16 protein-coding genes are annotated in these 19805 nt (G+C 50.9%); 5 read left to right on the top strand and 11 right to left on the bottom strand.

Annotation, left to right across the window (positions count from 1 at the left end; all coding sequences use genetic code 11):
* Positions 1-491 precede the first annotated feature (491 nt).
* The 4 genes from IOQ59_RS13730 (at position 492) to speB (ending at position 5178) form a co-directional block, all read left to right on the top strand.
* Positions 492-1589 (top strand): TRAP transporter substrate-binding protein, encoded by a 1098-nt coding sequence (locus IOQ59_RS13730; RefSeq protein WP_228050906.1) that lies wholly within the window; start codon positions 492-494, stop codon positions 1587-1589.
* Between the two features lie 420 nt (positions 1590-2009).
* The gene (locus IOQ59_RS13735) at positions 2010-3017 is read left to right on the top strand and encodes a TRAP transporter substrate-binding protein (protein WP_193953956.1); all 1008 of its coding nucleotides are present in this window, start codon (positions 2010-2012) and stop codon (positions 3015-3017) included.
* A 121-nt stretch (positions 3018-3138) separates the two neighbouring features.
* Complete coding sequence (locus IOQ59_RS13740) at positions 3139-4074, top strand: LysR family transcriptional regulator (RefSeq protein ID WP_193953957.1); 936 nt, start codon at positions 3139-3141, stop codon at positions 4072-4074.
* A gap of 126 nt (positions 4075-4200) precedes the next feature.
* Complete coding sequence (gene speB / locus IOQ59_RS13745) at positions 4201-5178, top strand: agmatinase (RefSeq protein WP_193953958.1); 978 nt, start codon at positions 4201-4203, stop codon at positions 5176-5178.
* A 92-nt stretch (positions 5179-5270) separates the two neighbouring features.
* On the opposite strand, the gene IOQ59_RS13750 is transcribed toward speB, so the two are convergent.
* The 3 genes from IOQ59_RS13750 to IOQ59_RS13760 are packed head-to-tail and all read right to left on the bottom strand — an operon-like array spanning position 5271 to position 7590.
* A complete protein-coding gene (locus tag IOQ59_RS13750; RefSeq protein ID WP_193953959.1) occupies positions 5271-6173 on the bottom strand; it encodes an MBL fold metallo-hydrolase in 903 nt (300 codons plus the stop codon).
* 29 nt (positions 6174-6202) lie between these two features.
* The gene (locus tag IOQ59_RS13755; RefSeq protein ID WP_193953960.1) at positions 6203-6970 is read right to left on the bottom strand and encodes a glutathione S-transferase family protein; all 768 of its coding nucleotides are present in this window, start codon (positions 6968-6970) and stop codon (positions 6203-6205) included.
* Positions 6971-7023: 53 nt separating this feature from the next.
* Complete coding sequence (locus IOQ59_RS13760; RefSeq protein WP_193953961.1) at positions 7024-7590, bottom strand: cytochrome b; 567 nt, start codon at positions 7588-7590, stop codon at positions 7024-7026.
* A gap of 127 nt (positions 7591-7717) precedes the next feature.
* Here IOQ59_RS13760 and IOQ59_RS13765 point away from each other — a divergent pair, with 127 nt between their 5' ends.
* Entirely contained in the window at positions 7718-8605 is an 888-nt protein-coding gene (locus tag IOQ59_RS13765; RefSeq protein ID WP_193953962.1) for a LysR family transcriptional regulator, read from the top strand.
* 84 nt (positions 8606-8689) lie between these two features.
* On the opposite strand, the gene IOQ59_RS13770 is transcribed toward IOQ59_RS13765, so the two are convergent.
* From IOQ59_RS13770 to IOQ59_RS13805, 8 genes are all read right to left on the bottom strand, one after another.
* Positions 8690-10264, bottom strand: coding sequence for a BCCT family transporter (locus IOQ59_RS13770; RefSeq protein WP_193953963.1), 1575 nt, complete (start codon positions 10262-10264; stop codon positions 8690-8692).
* Between the two features lie 815 nt (positions 10265-11079).
* Positions 11080-11325, bottom strand: a complete 246-nt coding sequence (locus IOQ59_RS13775; RefSeq protein WP_193953964.1) for a hypothetical protein — start codon at positions 11323-11325, stop codon at positions 11080-11082.
* Between the two features lie 425 nt (positions 11326-11750).
* Complete coding sequence (gene etfB / locus IOQ59_RS13780) at positions 11751-12563, bottom strand: electron transfer flavoprotein subunit beta (protein WP_193953965.1); 813 nt, start codon at positions 12561-12563, stop codon at positions 11751-11753.
* Positions 12553-13815: an electron transfer flavoprotein subunit alpha gene (gene etfA, locus IOQ59_RS13785; protein WP_193953966.1), complete on the bottom strand. Its 1263-nt coding sequence runs from the start codon at positions 13813-13815 to the stop codon at positions 12553-12555. The genes etfB and etfA overlap by 11 nt, the downstream gene beginning before the upstream one ends.
* Complete coding sequence (locus IOQ59_RS13790; protein ID WP_193953967.1) at positions 13815-15740, bottom strand: (Fe-S)-binding protein; 1926 nt, start codon at positions 15738-15740, stop codon at positions 13815-13817. Before IOQ59_RS13790 ends, etfA begins: the two co-directional genes overlap by 1 nt.
* Before the next feature lie 97 nt (positions 15741-15837).
* Positions 15838-17901 carry a dimethylglycine demethylation protein DgcA gene (gene dgcA / locus IOQ59_RS13795; protein WP_193953968.1) on the bottom strand — a complete coding sequence of 688 codons (2064 nt, stop codon included), beginning with the start codon at positions 17899-17901 and terminating at the stop codon, positions 15838-15840.
* A gap of 196 nt (positions 17902-18097) precedes the next feature.
* Positions 18098-18628: a 4-vinyl reductase gene (locus IOQ59_RS13800; protein ID WP_193953969.1), complete on the bottom strand. Its 531-nt coding sequence runs from the start codon at positions 18626-18628 to the stop codon at positions 18098-18100.
* A 162-nt stretch (positions 18629-18790) separates the two neighbouring features.
* Positions 18791-19768 carry a dipeptidase gene (locus IOQ59_RS13805; RefSeq protein WP_193953970.1) on the bottom strand — a complete coding sequence of 326 codons (978 nt, stop codon included), beginning with the start codon at positions 19766-19768 and terminating at the stop codon, positions 18791-18793.
* Positions 19769-19805 lie beyond the last annotated feature (37 nt).

Genomic DNA, 19805 nt, shown 5'->3' on the forward strand with positions numbered 1-19805 from the left:
ATTCACTTTAGTACCCTCAAGAGCTTTGAATATAGCTAATCCATAATTCTAATGAATCGGATAGTTAAAACTGGCTGCGACTTCCTTCCTATGGAGAAATGACAGATATAAACCGAGATGAGTCCAATTTATCGTTCTAGCCGACGTTGGCCTTTTAACTTCGTACTATGAAAGAGAAGTATCGTAAATAGAAGTCTAATGTCGCCTGATATAGGTGATCACGTTAATGCGCCTGAGTCTAATCAAATATCAGATGATATGCCCTCTCCGTTTTTCCACCTAAGAACTAACTGATTCGTTCCTAGTAATCGCTTAACAATAAACGTCATCCTATTACCGACACTTTGTGTCTTCAATTTCAGTTCAAACGTAGCCAGCTACCCCTTTCAAATCGTAGGTCGACACCTATACTTTCGCCACCTTGTTTGGCGAACCTATAAATTCAGACCTAATCTACCTAGACCCGCTGTCGATCTATCACGGAGATGAACATGAGCCGGAAAAGTATCCTGCGACGCCAGATGTTGGTCTTAGGAGTGAGCTTGACGACCCTGTTAAATGTCTCATCGTTGCAGGCAGCAGAAACAATCAAACCGGTGCTACTAAAAGTCCCCCTCGCCTTTCCTTCTGCGCTGCCCGCAGTAAAAAGCTCAATATTATGGATCGCGGATCAGGCCGCCCTGATCAGTAATGGATCACTGAAGATAAAAACCTATGAACCGGGGAAGCTGGTGCCACCGTTCGAAATCCTCGATGCGGTATCCCGTGGCAAGGTGAATGCGGGATTTTCCATCTCCGGCTATTGGGCCGGTAAGATACCGGCAGCCAATATATTCTCCTCAGTCCCTTTCGGGCCAGAAAGCGGTGAGTTTATGGCCTGGCTCTATTACGGTAACGGGCGGGCGCTCTATCAGGAGATGTACCAACAGGCGGGATACTCTGTGAAAGTGATCCCCTGTGCCATGTTGGCACCAGAAAGTGGTGGCTGGTTTAAGCAACCGATCAACACAGCAGAAGATCTGAAAGGCCTGAAGCTGCGCTTTTATGGCCTCGGCGGTAAGGTGTTCAGCAACTTAGGGGCTTCGGTATCGTTGATCCCCGGATCGGAAGTATTCCCGGCACTGGAACGGGGTGCCATCGATGCCACCGAGTTTTCTCAACCCGCTATCGACCAGATGCTGGGGTTTCATAAGGTGGCCAAGTACAACTACTTCCCCGGCTGGCATCAGCAAGCCAGTATCATCGAGTTACTGATCAACCAGAACAGTTGGCAGAGCATGCATCCCAGCCAACAAGCCACACTGGAAGCGTTGTGCAAAGCGGCGATGACCAACACGCTGGCCCAAGGTGAGGCAATCCAATATCAAGCCATGCAAAAAAACATCAATGAGCGTGGTGTCACCAATCTTTATTGGAGTCCAGAAATGCTGGCGTTATTCGAAGACACCTGGCAACAGGTCGTCAGTGAAGAGTCAAAAGATCCTTTCTTCAAAAAGGTCTGGGAAGATCTGGCAACCTTCAGGGCCAATTATGAGATCTGGCAGCGACACGCGTTTCTACCTCGGGACACGGGGGACTCAGCTCATTAGCGAACGCCTCAGCCCACGAAAGGATACAACGCTGATATGTGGCTCCTCCTTTCAAGTCAGTACATTGAAAGCTATCTATGAGCGGCACAGCCACTGTAAAACGTGCGAGTGCCGCTTTAGCTCATAAACGACAACAGCGCCTTCCCGCTTTAAAACGCTTCCCTCTGTTCGTATCTCGCACTTTCTGAACAACCAGACATCTAACTTAGAGAGTGGCCAGAAGCGGTCAATCTTTAGGTTCTATAACCGTCATCCAACATGATTGTCATATAGTATTGTTTCCTAAAGCCGCAACTAAACAACCATATGTTTGCATTTATTCAATTGAGGGTTTGGCGCAGGATGATTCCAGACAGGTTAGACATAGCGGCTCCTCCGCCGCAGGTCTCTGGAGATCAACACAATCACTCTGAGGTAGATATGAAGTATAAAAATAATAATGCCGTAGCCTTATCACTGACCGCCGCACTCCTCTTCAGCAGCAGCTCATTCGCTGCTACCACCTGGAAAATTGCTGGTGGTGATTCAGAAGGCAGCTCTCAACACGCCTTTGGCCTGAAATTTGTCGAACAACTGGAAGCCAAAACCGATGGTAAATACACCGGTCAGTTGTTTATGAACAGTCAGCTGGGTAGCGAGCAGGATACCGTCGTTGAAGCGGGCCTCGGCACGCTGGACTTCTCTATCCTCGCGATTAATAACGTTACCCCGTTCTCCCCAAGAGTGGGCGTTTTTACACTGCCTTATGTGATTCAAAGCCTTGAGGAAGCCGAACTGCTGACACAAGGTGAAGTAGGTGCGGAGCTGGTTGAAAATACCGTTGAAGATGCCGGTGTGCGGATTGTGGGTTGGGCTTATACCGGTTTCCGTGTGTTGACGAACTCCAAGCAACCGGTCAAAACGCTGGAAGACCTTCAGCAGATCATTGTTCGTGTCCCTAAAAATGAGATCATGATCGACACTTACAAAGCGTGGGGTGGCAATCCAACCCCGATGGCATGGTCCGAAACCTTTACGGCATTACAGCAAGGCGTGGTGGATGGTCAGGACAACCCGTATGTCACTGTGGATGCGATGAAGTTCGATACCGTACAGAAGTATGTCACCAACATCCGGTACATCTTCTCCATCGAACCACTGATCATGAGTGAAGCGTTGTTTCAGGAACAAAGCCCTGAAGTCCAACAGGCCATCATTGAGGCAGGGAACGCAGCAACGAAACACAGTGCTGAATTCCTGACCGCAAACGAAACCCGTATCAAACAACAGTTGGTCGAAAAAGGCATGGTCATCAGTGATCCTGCTAACGGTGAAAAGGAATGGATCGATAAAGCTACGACCTCTGTGTGGCCAAAGCATTACGAGAGCATCGGCGGTAAAGATAAACTCAACCGAATCCTCCGTTTGCTGGGCCGTGAAGAGATTTAAGCGCACGACAAAGTAACACCTGAAATGATAAGTAACGCCTGAATTCGCCCTGTCGGCTATGTCGACAGGGCTTTTTTCGGTTACTCTGAAAAAACATCCTCTTATGACCCAGCTTACGCCTATGAAACGAACCAGCCTCTCCGGACAAATCGCTGACATCGATCTGAAACTGCTACGGATCTTCAAAACCGTGGTGGAATGCGGGGGCTTTTCAGCGGCCGAGGTCGAACTGAATATCGGCCGTTCGGCGATCAGCCGCCAGATGTCTGATTTGGAAACCCGCCTCGATATGCATCTGTGCCAACGGGGCCGCTCTGGTTTTCAACTGACAGACCACGGCCGCCTTGTGTATGAAGCAACACAAGAACTGCTGGTTGATCTTGAGAAGTTTCGCGCCAACGTAAATGCGGTGCACAGCCGCCTGATTGGTGAACTGACGCTGGGCCTCACCGACAACATGCTTACTGACTCCAACTCGCCCGTGGTCAATGTGCTTGGAGCCTTCCATCAGCAAGAACCTGAGGTCAAAATTAACCTACAAGTGGCTGCGCCAAACGAGGTCGAGCGAGCGGTCATTGAAGGGCGATTTAATATGGGCATCGTACCTCAGCATCATGATCTGCCCGGATTGACGTACTATGACCTGTACGACGAAACATCCCTTTTCTACTGCGGGCGCAATCATCCCCTGTTTGATGTTCCCGGCGATCAGCTCGACATCGACACCGTGAGTCAGCATGACTTTATTGCACCGGGTTACACCCATTCAGTGATGCTGAAGGAACAATTCCCGCAACTTAAGGCCAGCGCGACCTCCTATCAGGTCGAAGGAATCGCCACCCTGATCCTCAGCGGACAATATATTGGTTTCCTGCCTAAGCATTACGCCAGCCTTTGGAGTGATCAGCAGCTTATGCGTGCACTTCTGCCAGGCATCCTCAATTATCAGGTACCTTTTAAGATTATCGTCAGACGAGATTCGCGACCCAATCTGCTACGTGAAGCCCTGCTGCAGGCCTTCAAACACCCGGATACATCCACCACCGGCTACGCTTAAAAGCCTAATAACCAGCGTAATCCGAATAGTTTCTTGTTTTGGAAACTTTACCTGCCAGATTTGCCATTTATCGCACCTTCCTCAACTCATACAGTGAACCTTTACACTTCGAGTTGAGGAACCAAAATGCCAGATCAATCAGAACTCAGCTTCAGTCCTTTAGCGTCTGAAACCGTTCCCCGCTATGCCGGCATTGCAACATTTATGCGTCTGCCCCACTACACCATCGCCGAAGCAACACAAGCTGACATCGGTCTGTATGGCTTGCCATGGGACGGCGGCACAACCAACCGTGCCGGTGCCCGACATGGTCCTCGACAGATTCGTGATGCATCAGCGCTGATGCGTAAGGTTCACCCCGTCCTTAATCTCAGTCCGTTTAAGTTGGCTAATTGTGCCGACTTTGGTGATGCACCGGTAAACCCGCTGCAGATCGAAGAAACGCTGGAGATGATTGAAGGCTTTGTGTCCGAGATGGTGGAACACAACATCATGCCCCTCGGTGCCGGCGGTGATCACCTTGTCAGTCTGCCCGTTTTAAGAGCACTGGCGAAGAAGCACGGCCCACTGGGCATGGTGCACTTCGATGCTCATACTGATACATGGGATCGTTATTTCGGTGCATGCAAATATACCCACGGCACGCCCTTTCGACGCGCGATAGAAGAAGGCATTCTTGATCCTAAACGCGTGGTTCAGATCGGTATTCGTGGCGGACTCTACAGCGAACATGACGATGACTGGGGCCTGGCGCAAGGCATTCGCGTCATGCGGATGGAAGAATTTACCGAACTCGGTGTTAATAAAGCATTGGAGGTTGCTCGCGAGGTAGTGGGCAACCAAGCAACCTACATCAGTTTTGATGTGGACTGTCTCGACCCGGTGTTCGCTCCTGGTACAGGTACCCCGGAAATCGGCGGCCTGACCACCGTTGAAGCCCAGCAGATGGTTCGGGGATTACGTGGTCTGAATTTGATTGGTGCGGATCTGGTGGAAGTATCGCCGCCGTTTGATCCAAGCGGTGCAACCGCGCTGGTCGGTGCCACGCTCATGTGGGAGATGCTCTGTCTACTGGCCGAGAAAGTGAATCAGGATAAGCAATAATCGGCACCCTCTCACAAATACATATAGATAAGGGCAAACTATTCGTGGATTAGAATAGCTTGCCCTATGTTCAACGAACATCCGTTAGATGATTACCAACCCATATGATAGAACGCCCAGATACGTTCGATATTCATTGGCAGCCATTTGTCGTAATAGCGCCATTCCTGATACTTCGGTAATTTAACTTTTTCTCGTAATGCATCAGGGCTATGAATACCTGAATCCATCGCGTCTTTTACTGCCGCCATCAAGTCCTCAAGGTAAACTCGCTGCTCTGTGACAACGGACGCAGAATCAATCGCTGGCTGATTTTGCGGACCATGGGCAGAGATAACGTAATCAATATCCATCTGTTCGATCTCTTTCAAAGAGCGAATCCACTCATCCGGCCAAAAATCAGGCATGCCTCTGAATGCCACTCGGCGCGGGGTGACGATATCAACCACAAACAATATCTTCTCTTCAGGCAGTCGCATAACGACAAGGCTGTCACCATGGTTTGGGCCAAGGTATGTCAGCTCCAAAGTACGTCCACCCAGAGTCAGCGTGTAGCTGTCGTCAAATGTGATATCTGGCATCGGAATGACAGGGCTTGGGTGATCGCTCAGCTGATTCACCATATTTCTATGGCCAACAAACTTAGCGCCCTCTGCTTTAAAGATGTTTCCGCCAGAGATATGGTCATGGTGATTGTGACTGTATACAACGTATTTCACCGGTTTGTCTGTCACCTTGCGGATTTCGCTTTGCAATAGCTTGGCCGCTTTCGGATTCATTGGATCAGTTACAATCACCCCCTCGTCAGTCACGACGAATATATTGCGGTAAACCCACCAGCGAAAAACATAGAGTCCGTTGCCAATATGCTTAACGCTGTGTCCAAAGTCCTGTCCTCCCATAGGGTCTTGCGTGGGCGATTTGGTTGAAGCGAACGCGATTGAGGACATGATCAGGCCAATGAGTAAAATGGCCGCTCGCACTGTTGTTTTCATAATGTGACCCTCCGATACGGTATTAGAAATCATTTGTCCCACCACTCGTTCTGAACCTGAGCAAGGGTGTAGCTTTTACGACGTTGGGTATCTTGGTAGTATCCCGCCAATAGCGGGAAATCATTCCCTGCTACCCAGTCGTTATAGCCCAGTAAATCGAGCCTTGAGAGGACAACCGTCCAGATAACATCTGCCAGGGAATAGTGATCACCCAGCAGGTATTTATTGCCCCTCAGTTGCTGTTCAACAAACGTAATCGCCTGTAAAGCCCGGTCTTCCACTTCCGTTATATGCGCAGCATCAACCCTGAATCTTTTGCTTTTCTCAGACCTTTCCGCACATGCCTGATAGCTCTCTTTGAGCTGGGGGTGCTGTTCAGCGAGCAAACGCGATTTGTGAATGCGCATATCCAAAATCTTCTCAGACTTTTCCATCGAGGGATGACGTGCATAACTCAGAATCTGTAGATCAATTTGATCTGCCAGATCAATAAGCGCCTCCATCATCTCTAGATCTGAGGCATTCGTTGGCAGGAGCGAGCGACCTTCAGGTAATGCTGCAATAAACCGAATAATACTGGCTGAGTTGGTAACCAACTCCGGTGTACCATCATGAAACTCCAGCGTAGGAATGACGCCATTGGGATTAAGTTTCAAGTACCAGGGTTCCAGCTGCTCTTGTTCGCGGACAATATCAATCACACGTCCTGACCATTCCAACCCTTTCTCTTCAAGTGCCAAACGGACTTTCATGGAGCATACGGACAGTGGATGGTGGTGAAGCGTTAATGAATACATCGTCTAAACTCCGACTATCTAAAAAATAAGATTAAGTTGATTGCAGACCCTCCCTATACACGTGGTTTCAACGGCACCATTCGGGGAAGAACATCTGCCTCCGGAGCATCCAGAAAACGGTGTTTGAGTGCGCCAGCAATATGCATGAATATCGATACCAGCAACGCATAAACCAGAATGCCATGCGCGTTTTTAGCCAGCCCCACCATCTCTGTGTTTTTATCGAACAGTATCGGCATATCGATCAGACCAAAGATGCTGACGGGATAACCGGCAAAGTTAGTCATCGCCATACCGCTAAACGGAATGGCCAACATCAATAGATAAAGTGATGCGGTTACAAAGCGTGAGAGTAACCTCTCCCAACCCGACAGAACGTTCGGCAATGTGGGTGCTGGCTGAATACGACTCCAAATCAATCGAAACACCGCAAGCTGCATAAAGATCGCACCAAACGATTTATGCATACCTAATAGCTCTAGCCGGCTGGGATCAGACTTATCCAACCCTGTCATATAGGTCCCTATGGAGATGAGTGCGATCAGCATCAATGCCATCCCCCAGTGCAACCCTTTGGCTACAACTCCGTAGTGCTGTTGCTCAGTATGTACTCTATTCATCTGTCACCTCGGTAGAAATTTGTTCGCGTTCAAATGCACGTGAAATCCTATGTGTTAAGCTTATTGTGTTCTTAAACGCTGATATACGAGCTACCAGCAAACTCATTGTTCTCTAGCAGGTGATAATGTGAATACTTTAACGCTAATGGAAACCTTCGCTGCGGTAGTGGATACCGGTAGCTTTACGGCGGCAGCTGAACGATTGGGACTGTCCAAATCGTTTGTCAGCAAACAGGTTTCTTTGTTGGAACAAGACTTAGGAGCTCGGCTGCTTTACCGCACAACGCGTAAGTTAAGCCTCTCAGATGAGGGCTCCCGATTTTACAATCACTGCAAACTCATCATGGAGGAGGCGGAAAGTGCCCGTGCAGAGATCATGGACAGCCAAAAAACGCCAAGAGGGAAAATACGCATCACTGTTCCCCAAAGTTTGATTATTTCGGGTATTGGGCAATTGCTTATAGAGTTTCAGCATCAATATCCGGAGATTGATATGGACGTGATTGCGAGTGGGCGTTTTGAAAATCTGGTAGAGGGAGGCATCGATATTGCCCTGCGTGTCGGGCAACTGGAAGATTCCAGTCTCATATCTCGCAGATTGGCAGACTGTACCTTTCAAGTCGTCGCGTCGCCCCAATACGTGGCAACATGGGGAGAGCCAAACCACCCTGCTGATCTAACGCAGCATAACTGTCTGATCTATGGTGACTCAAAGCTGAACCGTGGGTGGCCTTTTCGTACACCGGACGGTGAAACCATGACGGTCAAGGTAAACGGTAACCTGACAAGTAATGACGGAACCTTAGTCGTCAGTGGCATGGTACAAGGGCTGGGAATCGGTTTTGGACCCAGTTTCTTGTTCCAAAAACATATTAAAGAAGGGACATTGCGCCCACTGCTCACTGAGTACTATGAACAACCGACGGCGATTTCAGCCATATATCCGCTTAACCGGAACCTATCCCGGCGGGTAAGAATACTAATTGATTTTCTGGCGGAGCGATTATCAGCCTGAGGCAAAACACATTTGGCTCCCTAAAAAGTAGCCAATAAAAAGCCGGCTTACGCCGGCTTTGCCACATGTCTTGTTTTTAAACCTTTAAACCTCGGTCTTCAGGCCTTTGTAGATGCTGACACACATCAGCAACAGGATTGCCGTGAATGGCAGACCCGTTGTAATCGCACCGGCCTGTAATGCGGTCAGTGCTTCTGAGCCACCGCCGTACAACAGTACACCTGCGATAACACCCTGCAATACTGCCCAGAAGATACGCTGTGGTACTGGCGCATCCACTTTACCGCCTGCGGTGATCGAGTCGATAACTAATGAGCCGGAGTCAGATGAGGTGATAAAGAATACCAACACCAGGATGATCGCCATAGCAGAAGTGATCTCTGCCATTGGCAGGTTTTCCAGCATCTGGAACATCGCCAGCGATACATCACCCAAACCACCCGCCAGCTGACCGACGTTGTTCTGAATCTGATCCAGCGCCTGCGCACCAAATGCCGCCATCCAGACAGAAGACACCAAAGTAGGGATCAACAATACAGCGATCATAAATTCACGCACGGTACGGCCACGGGATACACGGGCGATAAACATACCCACGAATGGAGACCAGGATACCCACCACGCCCAGTAGAAAACGGTCCAGCCTTTGTAGAACTTCTCGTCTTCACGATCAATCCAGTTACTCAGCTGGAAAATATTCTCCGCGTAGCTGCCGACAGTGCTGAACCAGTTACCAAAGAACGCGCCCAAAGAACCCGCCAGAATCACGAACAGCATCAGTGCCCCCGCGATACCCATGTTCAGGTTACTTAGCAGTTTTACACCGCCATCCAACCCACGAACCACAGAGAAGATCGCAATCGCAGAGACAACAACGATGATCGCCACCTGAGTAGAGATGTTGTTCTCGATACCAAACAGGAAGTTCAGACCACCACCCGCCTGTGAAGCCCCCAGACCCAGAGATGTAGCCAGACCAAAGATGGTCGCCAGTACAGCAACGATATCGATGATGTGACCCGTTGGCCCCCAAACACGCTCACCAAACAATGGGTAAAACGCAGAACGGATCGTCAGCGGCAAGCCTTTGTTATAGGTGAAGAAGCCCAGTGCCAGTGCAACGACACCGTAGATTGCCCATGGGTGCAAGCCCCAATGGAACATCGTAGCGCCCATGGCAGCAGACGCACCTTCCGGTGTTTTCGCTTCAGCATTCAGCGGTGTGCCCCACCAATCGGTGTAGTACGCAACGGGCTCAGCCACACTCCAGAACATCAGACCGATACCCATGCCTGCGGCAAACAGCATTGAGAACCAGGACATACGGCTAAAATCAGGTTTTGCACTCGCGCCGCCCAGACGAACCTTGCCGACAGGCAGAATGATCAAAGCCAAACAGAAGAGGACAAATACGTTTCCAGCGATCATAAACAACCAATCGAAGGTCTCGATTGACCAGGTACGTGCGCCTACCAGCATCTCTTTTGCATCAGCCGGGAACAGCAAGGCCAGTACAATAAAGGTCAGGATCGCCAATGCACTTGTGGTGAATACGGGGTTATGGACGTCCATCCCCATCACCTGCACGTTGTCCTGTCCCGCCTTATAGTCGGAGGTATACTCCGCCGACTTAGGACGGTCTTTCACACTTTGGTTCATAGAACTACTCCGTTTTCTTATTAGAATTGATATCCCCGCCTGCGGCTCAGCTGATACGAATCGTAATCGGCCGAGGCAGCTCTGTGCGACGATATGCTGTATCGAGTACGAACATCGCCAATCAAAAACAGTCCCGTCACGAGCGTCACCTTGCGTATCTGGTGTTAAGAGTACTCAGGGGATCGGTCATGCATGCATAGCCGTTGAGCCCCCAATACTCCAACTCCCCCATGTGAGACCGGCTCTTTCGGTCTCTGCAGCAATGACGTGACATCCGGGGTGTTTGATCAGGTCTATTTATCTTACGAGTTGGTGATTTTATTCAGCTGACTTTTAACGACAGATACTGTTGAAACCTGTCTGTTTTCGACAACTCATAGAAACCATTTAAACAGGTGATTTTCGCAGCACAGATAAGAAGGCGGGCATATGCCAATGCCCCGTTCTAATAAGATTATGTATATAGTGAGAGAATAATTTCGGCGACGATACAGAGAAGGGATACTATCGGCAAGAAATAAAGCAGGCGAAATCAAGAATGACTAACAAACGTTCAATATCTGCGATATAAATACAAACCAACGACACAACCAACGCAATATAAGTACTTAATAGTCAGTTGTTTGTAGAGGAAATTATTTTCAAGAATAGCGTTTCATCGGGCAGAACCTTTTAACTTTTGCACAATGAAGACATCATCCATTCCCTGCAATATCCAGCCAAGCTAGCCAGCCGACACCCAGTACGATGTAAACCAGCAAAATGACTTCCAAAGCAGATTTTATTGCCTGAACTTTATTCATCACTGATACAGACTAACGCGTATGAATTGAAAGAATATTCTCAATAAATTCATCTACTTCCGGCAACAGAACAACATCAGTGTTTCTTAACGTCTCAAAAAGCCCAACGACATGTGACACGGCTTCCGGTGTACTATCCAACCACGCCAATACTGTACTGCGGCACTCATCGAAGGTTGCGTCCTGATCGATAGGTATTCCGAGGTCGATCAGTTTTTCTCTGAAATCACTTTCGTCAAAAAGGTCTGCAATCATCATGCTGCTGTATCCTTATATTGAATATCACCGCGATAAGAAACCGGAACAGCCTGTACGTTAAGCAAACTGAGTTATTGCCTTATAAAACATCTGAACAGAGCATTCTTATACGTAAACGGAAGTTCAGTTAATCGACCTTATTTATACTATCGCTATGTACCTGGCCAACACATCTTAAAGCGACATTCCCATACCTGCCTGCGACATCGGCATAATCTCACGGACATAAAGAAATCAATGAAGTCTTACAAAAACCAGATTCTGGAAGCTAATAATGGTCGATCACCAGTATGTTAGTTTCTTCGACATTAGAAGTTTTTAAGCCAAGAAAATTGAGAGATGAGATAGCACTAATAGAGGGAATGGCGTAGAGATAGTCGATCAAATAGTGCCCCCGCTTTAGGGAAGGGGCACTTTAATCGCAATCAGCTAATGACCTTTTCTTCCAACAGAAGATCAAAAATCTCGCGTGCCTGCTCTGCAGCGGGCATGTCTTTGAGCACTTTACCGGACTCACCTTGTGGTTTTGCGGTCGCCGCTTTGAATCGCTCAGCCGCTGTTTTTGCCTTAACCACTTTCAGACGTTTAGGTCGTGGTTTCGCTTTTGCTTCCACCCAATCACTACGCGTCTGGTCATCCTCAATCACAGCATCAAGCGATTCAACCTGCGCACGGCGACCCGGACCATATGCAGACTGACGCGCTTCCGGCGCAGCATTATCAATGGTCGCCACAAAAGGCAGAGGGACTTTTAACGCTCGACGTTGACCGCGCGGCAGTGCTAACAACAGCTCAGCGACACCGTTTTCAACCGACACGATATCAGCCACACGTGCCACCACCGGCCAGTTGAGTTTCTCAGCCAACAGATATGGCACCATACCTGATGACTCGCCACTTTCTGCACGCACACCGGTCAGTACGATGTCCGGGCGATGATCCTGCAAGTATTCGACCAGTGCGGGCACAGCATCAGCACGGGGACCGAGGTCCAGCACCTGCACTTCGGACAACCCCATACCCGCATAGGAACGTAAGGCCTGCTGCAACGGGTCACCCGCATGCAGCACCGTATGTTTCTCTGCCAGATTCATACCCAGCTCCACCGCGCGACCATCTTGTTCGGCGCGGCGTACACGACCTGACTGCGGGTGCTGACCGATGGAAATCAACGATACGATATCTAGTGAACGATCCAACGAATGATCCTGCACTTGGCGTTTACCTTCAGGCTGCATGCTGATCCCCCTCTTCACTTTGTTTTGCACGATGCTCCTGCGCCAGTTTCAGCAGTTCAGCCAGAATCTCTTCGCTGTCACCAATGGCACTCAATGCGGCACGTTTCACCATGTCACACCCGGCATCGGTATTGATGGCGATCACCTTGTCGCACTGGCCAATCCCCTGCATGTGCTGAATCGCACCGGAGATACCTACGGCCAGATACACACGCGCAGTTACCCAGGTGCCGGTAGCGCCGACCTGACGGAAACGTGGCATAAAGCCATCATCCACCGCCACACGGCTGGCCCCTTCGGTGGCGCCCAGCGCAGTCGCCGTATCGTGGAACTGATCCCAGTTATGGATACCGTTGCCCGCCGACAAAATAAACTCCGCTTCGGCCAGTGGAATTGCATTTGGATCAACCGCCACCTGTCCCTGATCCTGCAGCTGAGCAATGGCACGCGGTATAGATTCCAGTGCCAGTGGCTGCGCTTCATGACGGGTTTCGTCGATGGGATCAGCACACTCCTCTACCAGCATCAGGATATGTGGTGTCGTGCGGCTGATATCAATACTGCCCGACGCACCGCGACTGACCGTGGTTTCGTGATCCACCTGCCACGCCTGTACGGCTGGACGTTCGCCCAATCGTGCCGCCAGACGCGCACCGAGGTCTGCCCCCCCATTCACGCTGTCCGGGAATAACCAGTGCTTTGGCTGGTAGCTGGCTTCGATCTGCACCAAGGCAGCCAACTGCTGTTCAGGACAGAACCCCTGATACTCTTCACTATCCAGCAGAATCAGACGATCCACACCGGCGGTGTCGAACCCTTCCTCTTTGCTTTCACCAAAGCAGACAGCAACCACAGCCCCTTGCTGTTCATTGCCGCCTTCAATTCCACGCGCCAGCTTGTGTGCCTGACCAAGAATGTCTTTGTCCTGACTGGTCAGACGACCGCCCACCATATCCGGTACAACAACAATGTAGAAATCAGGCTGCTCAACACTGTGTAACGGCAGTAATACTTCCTGAGGACCGCTGCTGCGGCGTCCCATCGCGACGGTGTTTCCATTCCCTTTCAGGCGATCAATACGTTTAATGCCGTTCGGGCCAATAAATCCAACCTTATGCGGATTCTTACGCAGCAGACCGGATGGACCACGGACTTCGGCTTCATCACCCACGCTGACCGTGCCGTGTAGCGGATGCAATCGGTTACGGGCGATCCACTCGGCGCGGGGATCTCGTCTTAGCACATCACTCATCAGTGGACCTCCTCGATCAGCTGATCGACCAGAATCTCGGCAATGTCTTTCACTTCCGGACGGGGTTCGACTACGCCTTCCAGCATCGCCGTACACTGCTGACAACCAACGGCCACCAGCTCCGCACCGGTGCTATTCACATCTTCCATGCGCATATCTGCGATACGGCGTTCACCTGGAATATCCGTGATCGGTGCACCACCGCCGCCACCGCAACAGCGTGAACGGAAACCGGAGCGCTCCATTTCGGCGACTTCAATGCCCAACGAACGCAGCAACTCACGCGGCGCTTCATATTCGCCGTTGTATCGTCCCAGATAACACGGATCGTGATAGGTCACGGTACCGCCGCTAAAGGCTTCTAGTTTCAGCGCACCGCTCTGTACCAACTGATTCAGGAACGTGGTGTGGTGTAACACGTCTACCCCTTCCAGCGCATCGCTACCAAAATCACCGTATTCGTTCCGCAGGCAATGGTAAGCATGCGGGTCGGTGGTCACGATGGTCTTGAATGAGTATTGAGACAGAATTTCCAGATTGCGTTTAGCCAGGCTCTGGAACGCAGCATCATCCCCCAGACGACGGGCCACATCACCGCTATCCAGCTCTTCATCACCCAGAATAGCCACATCCACATTCGCCGCTTTCATCAGCTTAACGAACGCACGCAGGATACGCTGACTGCGCATATCAAACGCACCATCAGAGACCCAGAACAGTACATCGGCTTGCTTTACATCGCTCATCAACGGCAGGTTCTGATCCGCCGCCCAGTTCACACGGCTGGCCGGTGAATACCCGTTCGGATTATCCGTGGCGATGATGTTATCCAGCACTTCTGCGCCTTTGTTGGGCGTATCACCCTTTTCCATGGTCAGGAAACGACGCATATCCACAATCGCATCCACATGCTCGATCATCATCGGGCACTCTTCCACACAAGCACGGCAGGTGGTGCAGGACCAAAGCGTTTCAGGATCAACCAGACCGTTAGTGATGATCTGATCCGGACCGCCTTTCGCGTTACCAACGTCTTTACCCGGATAAGGAGAACCCGCGTATTTGGCATCGGTACCACCGGCCAGACCCACGACCATATCCTGAATCAGTTTTTTCGGGTTCAACGGCTGACCCGCAGCAAACGCAGGACACATCGCTTCACACTTACCGCATTGCACGCAGGCATCAAAACCCAGCAGTTGGTTCCACTTAAAGTCTTTGGGTTTAGAGACACCCAGAATATCCAGCGTCTGACCGTTCTGAGTCAGATCAACCGGTTTCAGACCGGTAGACCGGCCGCCGCCAAAACGTTCCTGACGGCGATGGAACGCCAGATGCAGGGCACCCGCAAACGCGTGCTTCATCGGCCCGCCCCAGGTCATGCCAAACAGCATCTCGCCAAGTCCCAGCAGGATCACAGCACTGAGGATCAACGTCAGCACCCAACCGCCGGTACCTTCCGGCAAAATACCGGCTGCAGGCAGGGTCAGGATGATAAAGGCAGAGGAAAATGCCAGTAGGCTTTTTGGCAGACGCATCCACGCGCCTTTTGAGATCCGGCTTGGCGGGTCCATACGACGTTTAAGGACAAAGATCGCCCCGACAAACATCAACGCCAGCGCAAACAACAGCGCCCACGCCAGAATCTGGCTATCAATACCCGCCAGATGCACCAGCAGGATCAGCGCGATAGAAAGGACAAAACCACCACCGGTTGCGGCGTGCGTTTTGGACATGTATTTGTCACGTTCAACCACATCGTGCAGGTCATGCAGATAACGCTTGGGCATCGCCATCAAACCGGCGATCAGATCAACCTGATCTGGCTGGCCCGCACGCCATAAACTGATGCGGCGGACAGCACCGACCACCGCCAGCAACAGCGTGGCAGCGATCAAAACGGAAGGTAACCAATCGAGAACCATTTTTCACCCTCATAGAGCAGGTGTACGGGCAGTGAGCCTGCCCTGTTATTTTTGAAAGGCCCGTCACCCCCAAGGTTCGGCGTGACGGGGTAGCGCCTTACAAGTCTTTACACAGACGCAATGCGTCGTACATCGCAGCATGGGTGTTGCGCTGGGATACACAGTCACCCAAACGCCACAGGATCATGCCATCGCCGGATTCTGAGAGCACAGGCTGTGGTTTGATATCGAACAATGCGTCGTTGTCGATCTGCCCCTTGTTGCGGGACTCCTCTTTCAAGGCGTAGTACAGCTCTTCGTTTGGACGAGTTCCGTTCTCAACCACCACCTGATCAACCACACGCTCTTCACGCTGGCCGGTGTATTCGTTCTCAAGCACAGCTACCAGACTGTCACCTTCGCGATACACTTTCTCCAGCAGGAAGTCAGAGGTCATGATCACCTCTTTCTCATACAGAGAACGGTAGTACGTTGGGAAGGTCGTTCCGCCGATGCCAACACCCGGCTTGATATCGTCAGTCACCAACTCAACCAGCGAGCCTTTTGACGCCAGATAATCGGCTGCAGACATACCAGAGAATTCACAGATGGTGTCGTAGATCAGCACGTTTTTGCCCGGCTCAACTTTGCCGCTGAGAATATCCCAGCTGGAGACCACTAAGCCTTCCTCTGCGCCCCATTCCGGGTTCTGATCGATAAACGGACGACCACCGGTGGCGATCACACACACATCCGGTTTCAGTTCGCGTACCAACTCCGCATCCGCAGCGGTACCCAGACGGATATCAACACCCAAACGCTCAAGCTCCATCACCAGCCAACGGGTGATACCTGCGATCTGGTCGCGCTGCGGTGCTTTGGACGCCAAGGTAATCTGACCACCCAGCTCTTCCGCTTTTTCGATCAGCGTGACGTTATGACCGCGCTCTGCGGCAACACGTGCTGACTCCAATCCGCCCGGCCCACCGCCAACAACGACAACTTTACGTACGTTACCGCTGGTTTTTTCTATGATGTGTGGCAAGCCCATGTATTCACGGGAGGTCGCAGCGTTCTGGATACAGAGCACGTCCAGTCCCTGATACTGACGGTCGATACAGTAGTTTGCACCCACGCACTGACGGATCTGATCCACCTGATCCATTTTGATCTTGGCGATCAGATGCGGATCAGCGATGTGCGCACGGGTCATACCGACGAAGTCTACGTAACCGGCTTCAACGATACGCTTCGCCTGGTTAGGATCTTTGATGTTCTGCGCATGAATGACAGGAACATCCACCACCTCTTTGATACCAGCCGCCAGATGCAGAAACGGCTCAGGTGGGTAGCTCATGTTCGGAATAACGTTTGCCAGGGTGTTGTGCGTGTCACAACCGGAGCCAACAACACCGAAGTAATCAATTTCGCCTGTCGCGTTGTAGTACGCGGCGATCTCTTTCATGTCGTCGTGGTTGAGGCCATCCGGGTGGAATTCGTCACCGGTAATACGCAAGCCAACACAGAAATCACGGCCCACCTCTTCGCGTACCGCTTTCAGCACTTCCATACCAAAGCGCATACGGTTTTCGAAGGTACCACCCCATTTATCGGTGCGTTTGTTTACACGTGGCGACCAGAACTGGTCGATCATGTGCTGGTGTACCGCTGATAGTTCAACACCGTCCAGACCACCCTCTTTCGCACGGCGAGCCGCTTGCGCGAAATCACCAATCACGCGCCAGATCTCTTCCTCTTCGATGGTCTTACAGGTCGCGCGGTGAACCGGCTCACGGATACCGGATGGTGACATCAGGTTCGGCCAGTTTTCACCGTCCCAACGGGAACGACGGCCCATATGGGTAATCTGAATCATGATCTTGCCGCCGTGCTTATGCACCGCATCGGCCAGATTCTGAAAGTGTGGAATGATCCGATCCGTCGACAGGTTGACGGAACTCCACCAGCTTTGCGGGCTGTCGATAGACACCACACTGGAACCACCACAGATGCAAAGACCACAACCGCCTTTGGCTTTCTCTTCGTAGTACTTCACGTAGCGATCAGTGGTCATACCGCCATCGGTGGCATACACCTCAGCGTGAGCGGTGCTGACAATACGGTTACGAATCGTCAGCTTGTTAATCTTGAGTGGCTCAAACAGCACATCAAACTGGGACATGGAAACACCCCGATCTCTTCTCTGGACGAGTCAACTTGAAGCAACCACGCTATAAGCCTTTCTCGTACCTTTATATTTATTTTTTTGAAGCCCGAAGGCCTCTGCTCTTGTCTAAATCGTGCATAAAAGGTGACTGAAAGCGTTATGAGCGCCGGCAGGAAACCGCCCTGCCAAGCGCAATAGCTTTCAGCAGCTTTTACAGTGGGGTGACTTCGAAATAACCCACCTCACAACCTTCTTCCGCCGCACACTGAGTCTGTTCCGCTTTAGTACGCACGTCGTAACCCAAACTTTCAGCGATCTGATCTAGTGCACCAGCAAACCAACCGGTGAACATGTAATCGACTTTGCGGTTAACCTGACCGTACTGGTACACAAATGCGGAGTTTTCCAGACGCACTTTCGCAGTCCCTTTTTCCAGATCCAGCTCTTCCGTGATGAAGAAACCCCAACCGCGCTGAGACAGACGTTTCATGTAGTGATGCCAGATATCCTCACCCTTGATACCGTGCTCTGCCGCTTCTTTCTCACACCAGTAGTGCGCAGATTTATAACCCGCTTTGTACAGAATCTCGGCGTAACGCTCGGCACCGATCTCCTCTTCAATACCCATGTGGTTGTTAACGAAGAAGTGACGCGGCACGTACAGCATTGGCAATGCATCTGTTGTCCATACACCGGTTTCGTCGTCTACGTTGATTGGCATTTCTGGCGTGTGTACACCCATTTTTTTCTACCTCAAATTCAATTCTTTATGCGTGCACCCGGGTCGCTATTGATGATTTACAGCGGGTGTCACGTTAGGAGTAACAAGGCACAAGTTGCCGAGGAGCCCAATCGCCCGGCAACTCATGCCCCGTCACAAACAGGGTTCAGGGAGTGGGTTGGCTTATTCGCCCCAGACGTCTTTCAGCAGGTTGACCCAGTTATCGCCCATAATTTTGCGCACCTGTGTTTCAGAGAAACCGTTGCGCAACAAAGCTTCGGTCAGGTTCGGGAACTCACCGACCGTACGGATGCCTTTAGGATTGATGATCTCGCCAAAGCGGGTCAGGCGACGTGCGTAGCCCTTATCGTGAGTCAGGTATTCGAAGAAATCCTGACCGTGACCTTGCGTAAAGTCAGTACCGATACCGATCGCATCTTCACCCACGATGTTGTAGATGTACTGGATCGCTTCGACGTAGTCGTCAACCGTGGCATTCACACCCGCACGCAGGAATGGGGTAAACATTGTCACGCCGACAAAACCGCCGTTGTCCGCGATGTACTTCAGTTCTTCATCGCTGCGGTTACGTGGATGTTCTTTCAGACCCGATGGCAGGCAGTGAGAATAGGCCACCGGTTTTTTGGATTCGTCGATCACTTCTTTTGCGGTTTGTGGGCCAACGTGAGACAGGTCACATAACATACCCACTTCATTCATTTCCGCCACAATCTCGCGACCGAAACCGGACAAACCACCGTCACGCTCGTAGCAGCCGGTGCCGACCAGGTTCTGGGTGTTGTAGCACATCTGCACAATGCCCACGCCCAGATCTTTAAACACTTTGACGTAGCCGATCTGATCTTCAAACGCATGCGCATTCTGAAAACCCATCATCACACCGGTCTTACCTGCTTCTTTCGCACGATAGATGTCACGGGTGGTACGGACTTTCATCAGCAGGTCACTGCTCTCTTCAATCAGCTGATTCATCTCAACGATGTTATCAACCGTACCCTGAAAATTTTCCCAGAAGGACACCGTGCAGTTCGCAGCGGTCAATCCACCCTTGCTCATATCTTCAAACAGTTCGCGATTCCACTTCGCGCAGATCAGACCATCGATCACGATGGAGTCATTGTGCAGATCGGCTGCGTTCATTGTTGTTATCCTTTTTCGTTACCAACTGACTAAACGG

Origin of the sequence: Pontibacterium sinense (assembly GCF_015209595.1) — a bacterium.
In the GTDB taxonomy this organism is placed as follows: Bacteria; Pseudomonadota; Gammaproteobacteria; order Pseudomonadales; family Balneatricaceae; genus Pontibacterium; species Pontibacterium sinense.

Bases quoted from the DNA above. Each gene is read 5' to 3' on its own strand.
- IOQ59_RS13775 (WP_193953964.1), bottom strand. From the start codon at position 11,325: ATGATGATTGCAGACCTTTTTGACGAAAGTGATTTCAGAGAAAAACTG.
- IOQ59_RS13790 (WP_193953967.1), bottom strand. From the start codon at position 15,740: ATGGTTCTCGATTGGTTACCTTCCGTTTTGATCGCTGCCACGCTGTTG.
- IOQ59_RS13805 (WP_193953970.1), bottom strand. From the start codon at position 19,768: ATGAACGCAGCCGATCTGCACAATGACTCCATCGTGATCGATGGTCTG.
- IOQ59_RS13740 (WP_193953957.1), top strand. From the start codon at position 3,139: ATGAAACGAACCAGCCTCTCCGGACAAATCGCTGACATCGATCTGAAA.
- dgcA (WP_193953968.1), bottom strand. From the start codon at position 17,901: ATGTCCCAGTTTGATGTGCTGTTTGAGCCACTCAAGATTAACAAGCTG.
- IOQ59_RS13750 (WP_193953959.1), bottom strand. From the start codon at position 6,173: ATGAAAACAACAGTGCGAGCGGCCATTTTACTCATTGGCCTGATCATG.
- IOQ59_RS13800 (WP_193953969.1), bottom strand. From the start codon at position 18,628: ATGGGTGTACACACGCCAGAAATGCCAATCAACGTAGACGACGAAACC.
- IOQ59_RS13770 (WP_193953963.1), bottom strand. From the start codon at position 10,264: ATGAACCAAAGTGTGAAAGACCGTCCTAAGTCGGCGGAGTATACCTCC.
- IOQ59_RS13735 (WP_193953956.1), top strand. From the start codon at position 2,010: ATGAAGTATAAAAATAATAATGCCGTAGCCTTATCACTGACCGCCGCA.
- IOQ59_RS13760 (WP_193953961.1), bottom strand. From the start codon at position 7,590: ATGAATAGAGTACATACTGAGCAACAGCACTACGGAGTTGTAGCCAAA.
- etfA (WP_193953966.1), bottom strand. From the start codon at position 13,815: ATGAGTGATGTGCTAAGACGAGATCCCCGCGCCGAGTGGATCGCCCGT.
- speB (WP_193953958.1), top strand. From the start codon at position 4,201: ATGCCAGATCAATCAGAACTCAGCTTCAGTCCTTTAGCGTCTGAAACC.
- etfB (WP_193953965.1), bottom strand. From the start codon at position 12,563: ATGCAGCCTGAAGGTAAACGCCAAGTGCAGGATCATTCGTTGGATCGT.
- IOQ59_RS13730 (WP_228050906.1), top strand. From the start codon at position 492: ATGAGCCGGAAAAGTATCCTGCGACGCCAGATGTTGGTCTTAGGAGTG.
- IOQ59_RS13755 (WP_193953960.1), bottom strand. From the start codon at position 6,970: ATGTATTCATTAACGCTTCACCACCATCCACTGTCCGTATGCTCCATG.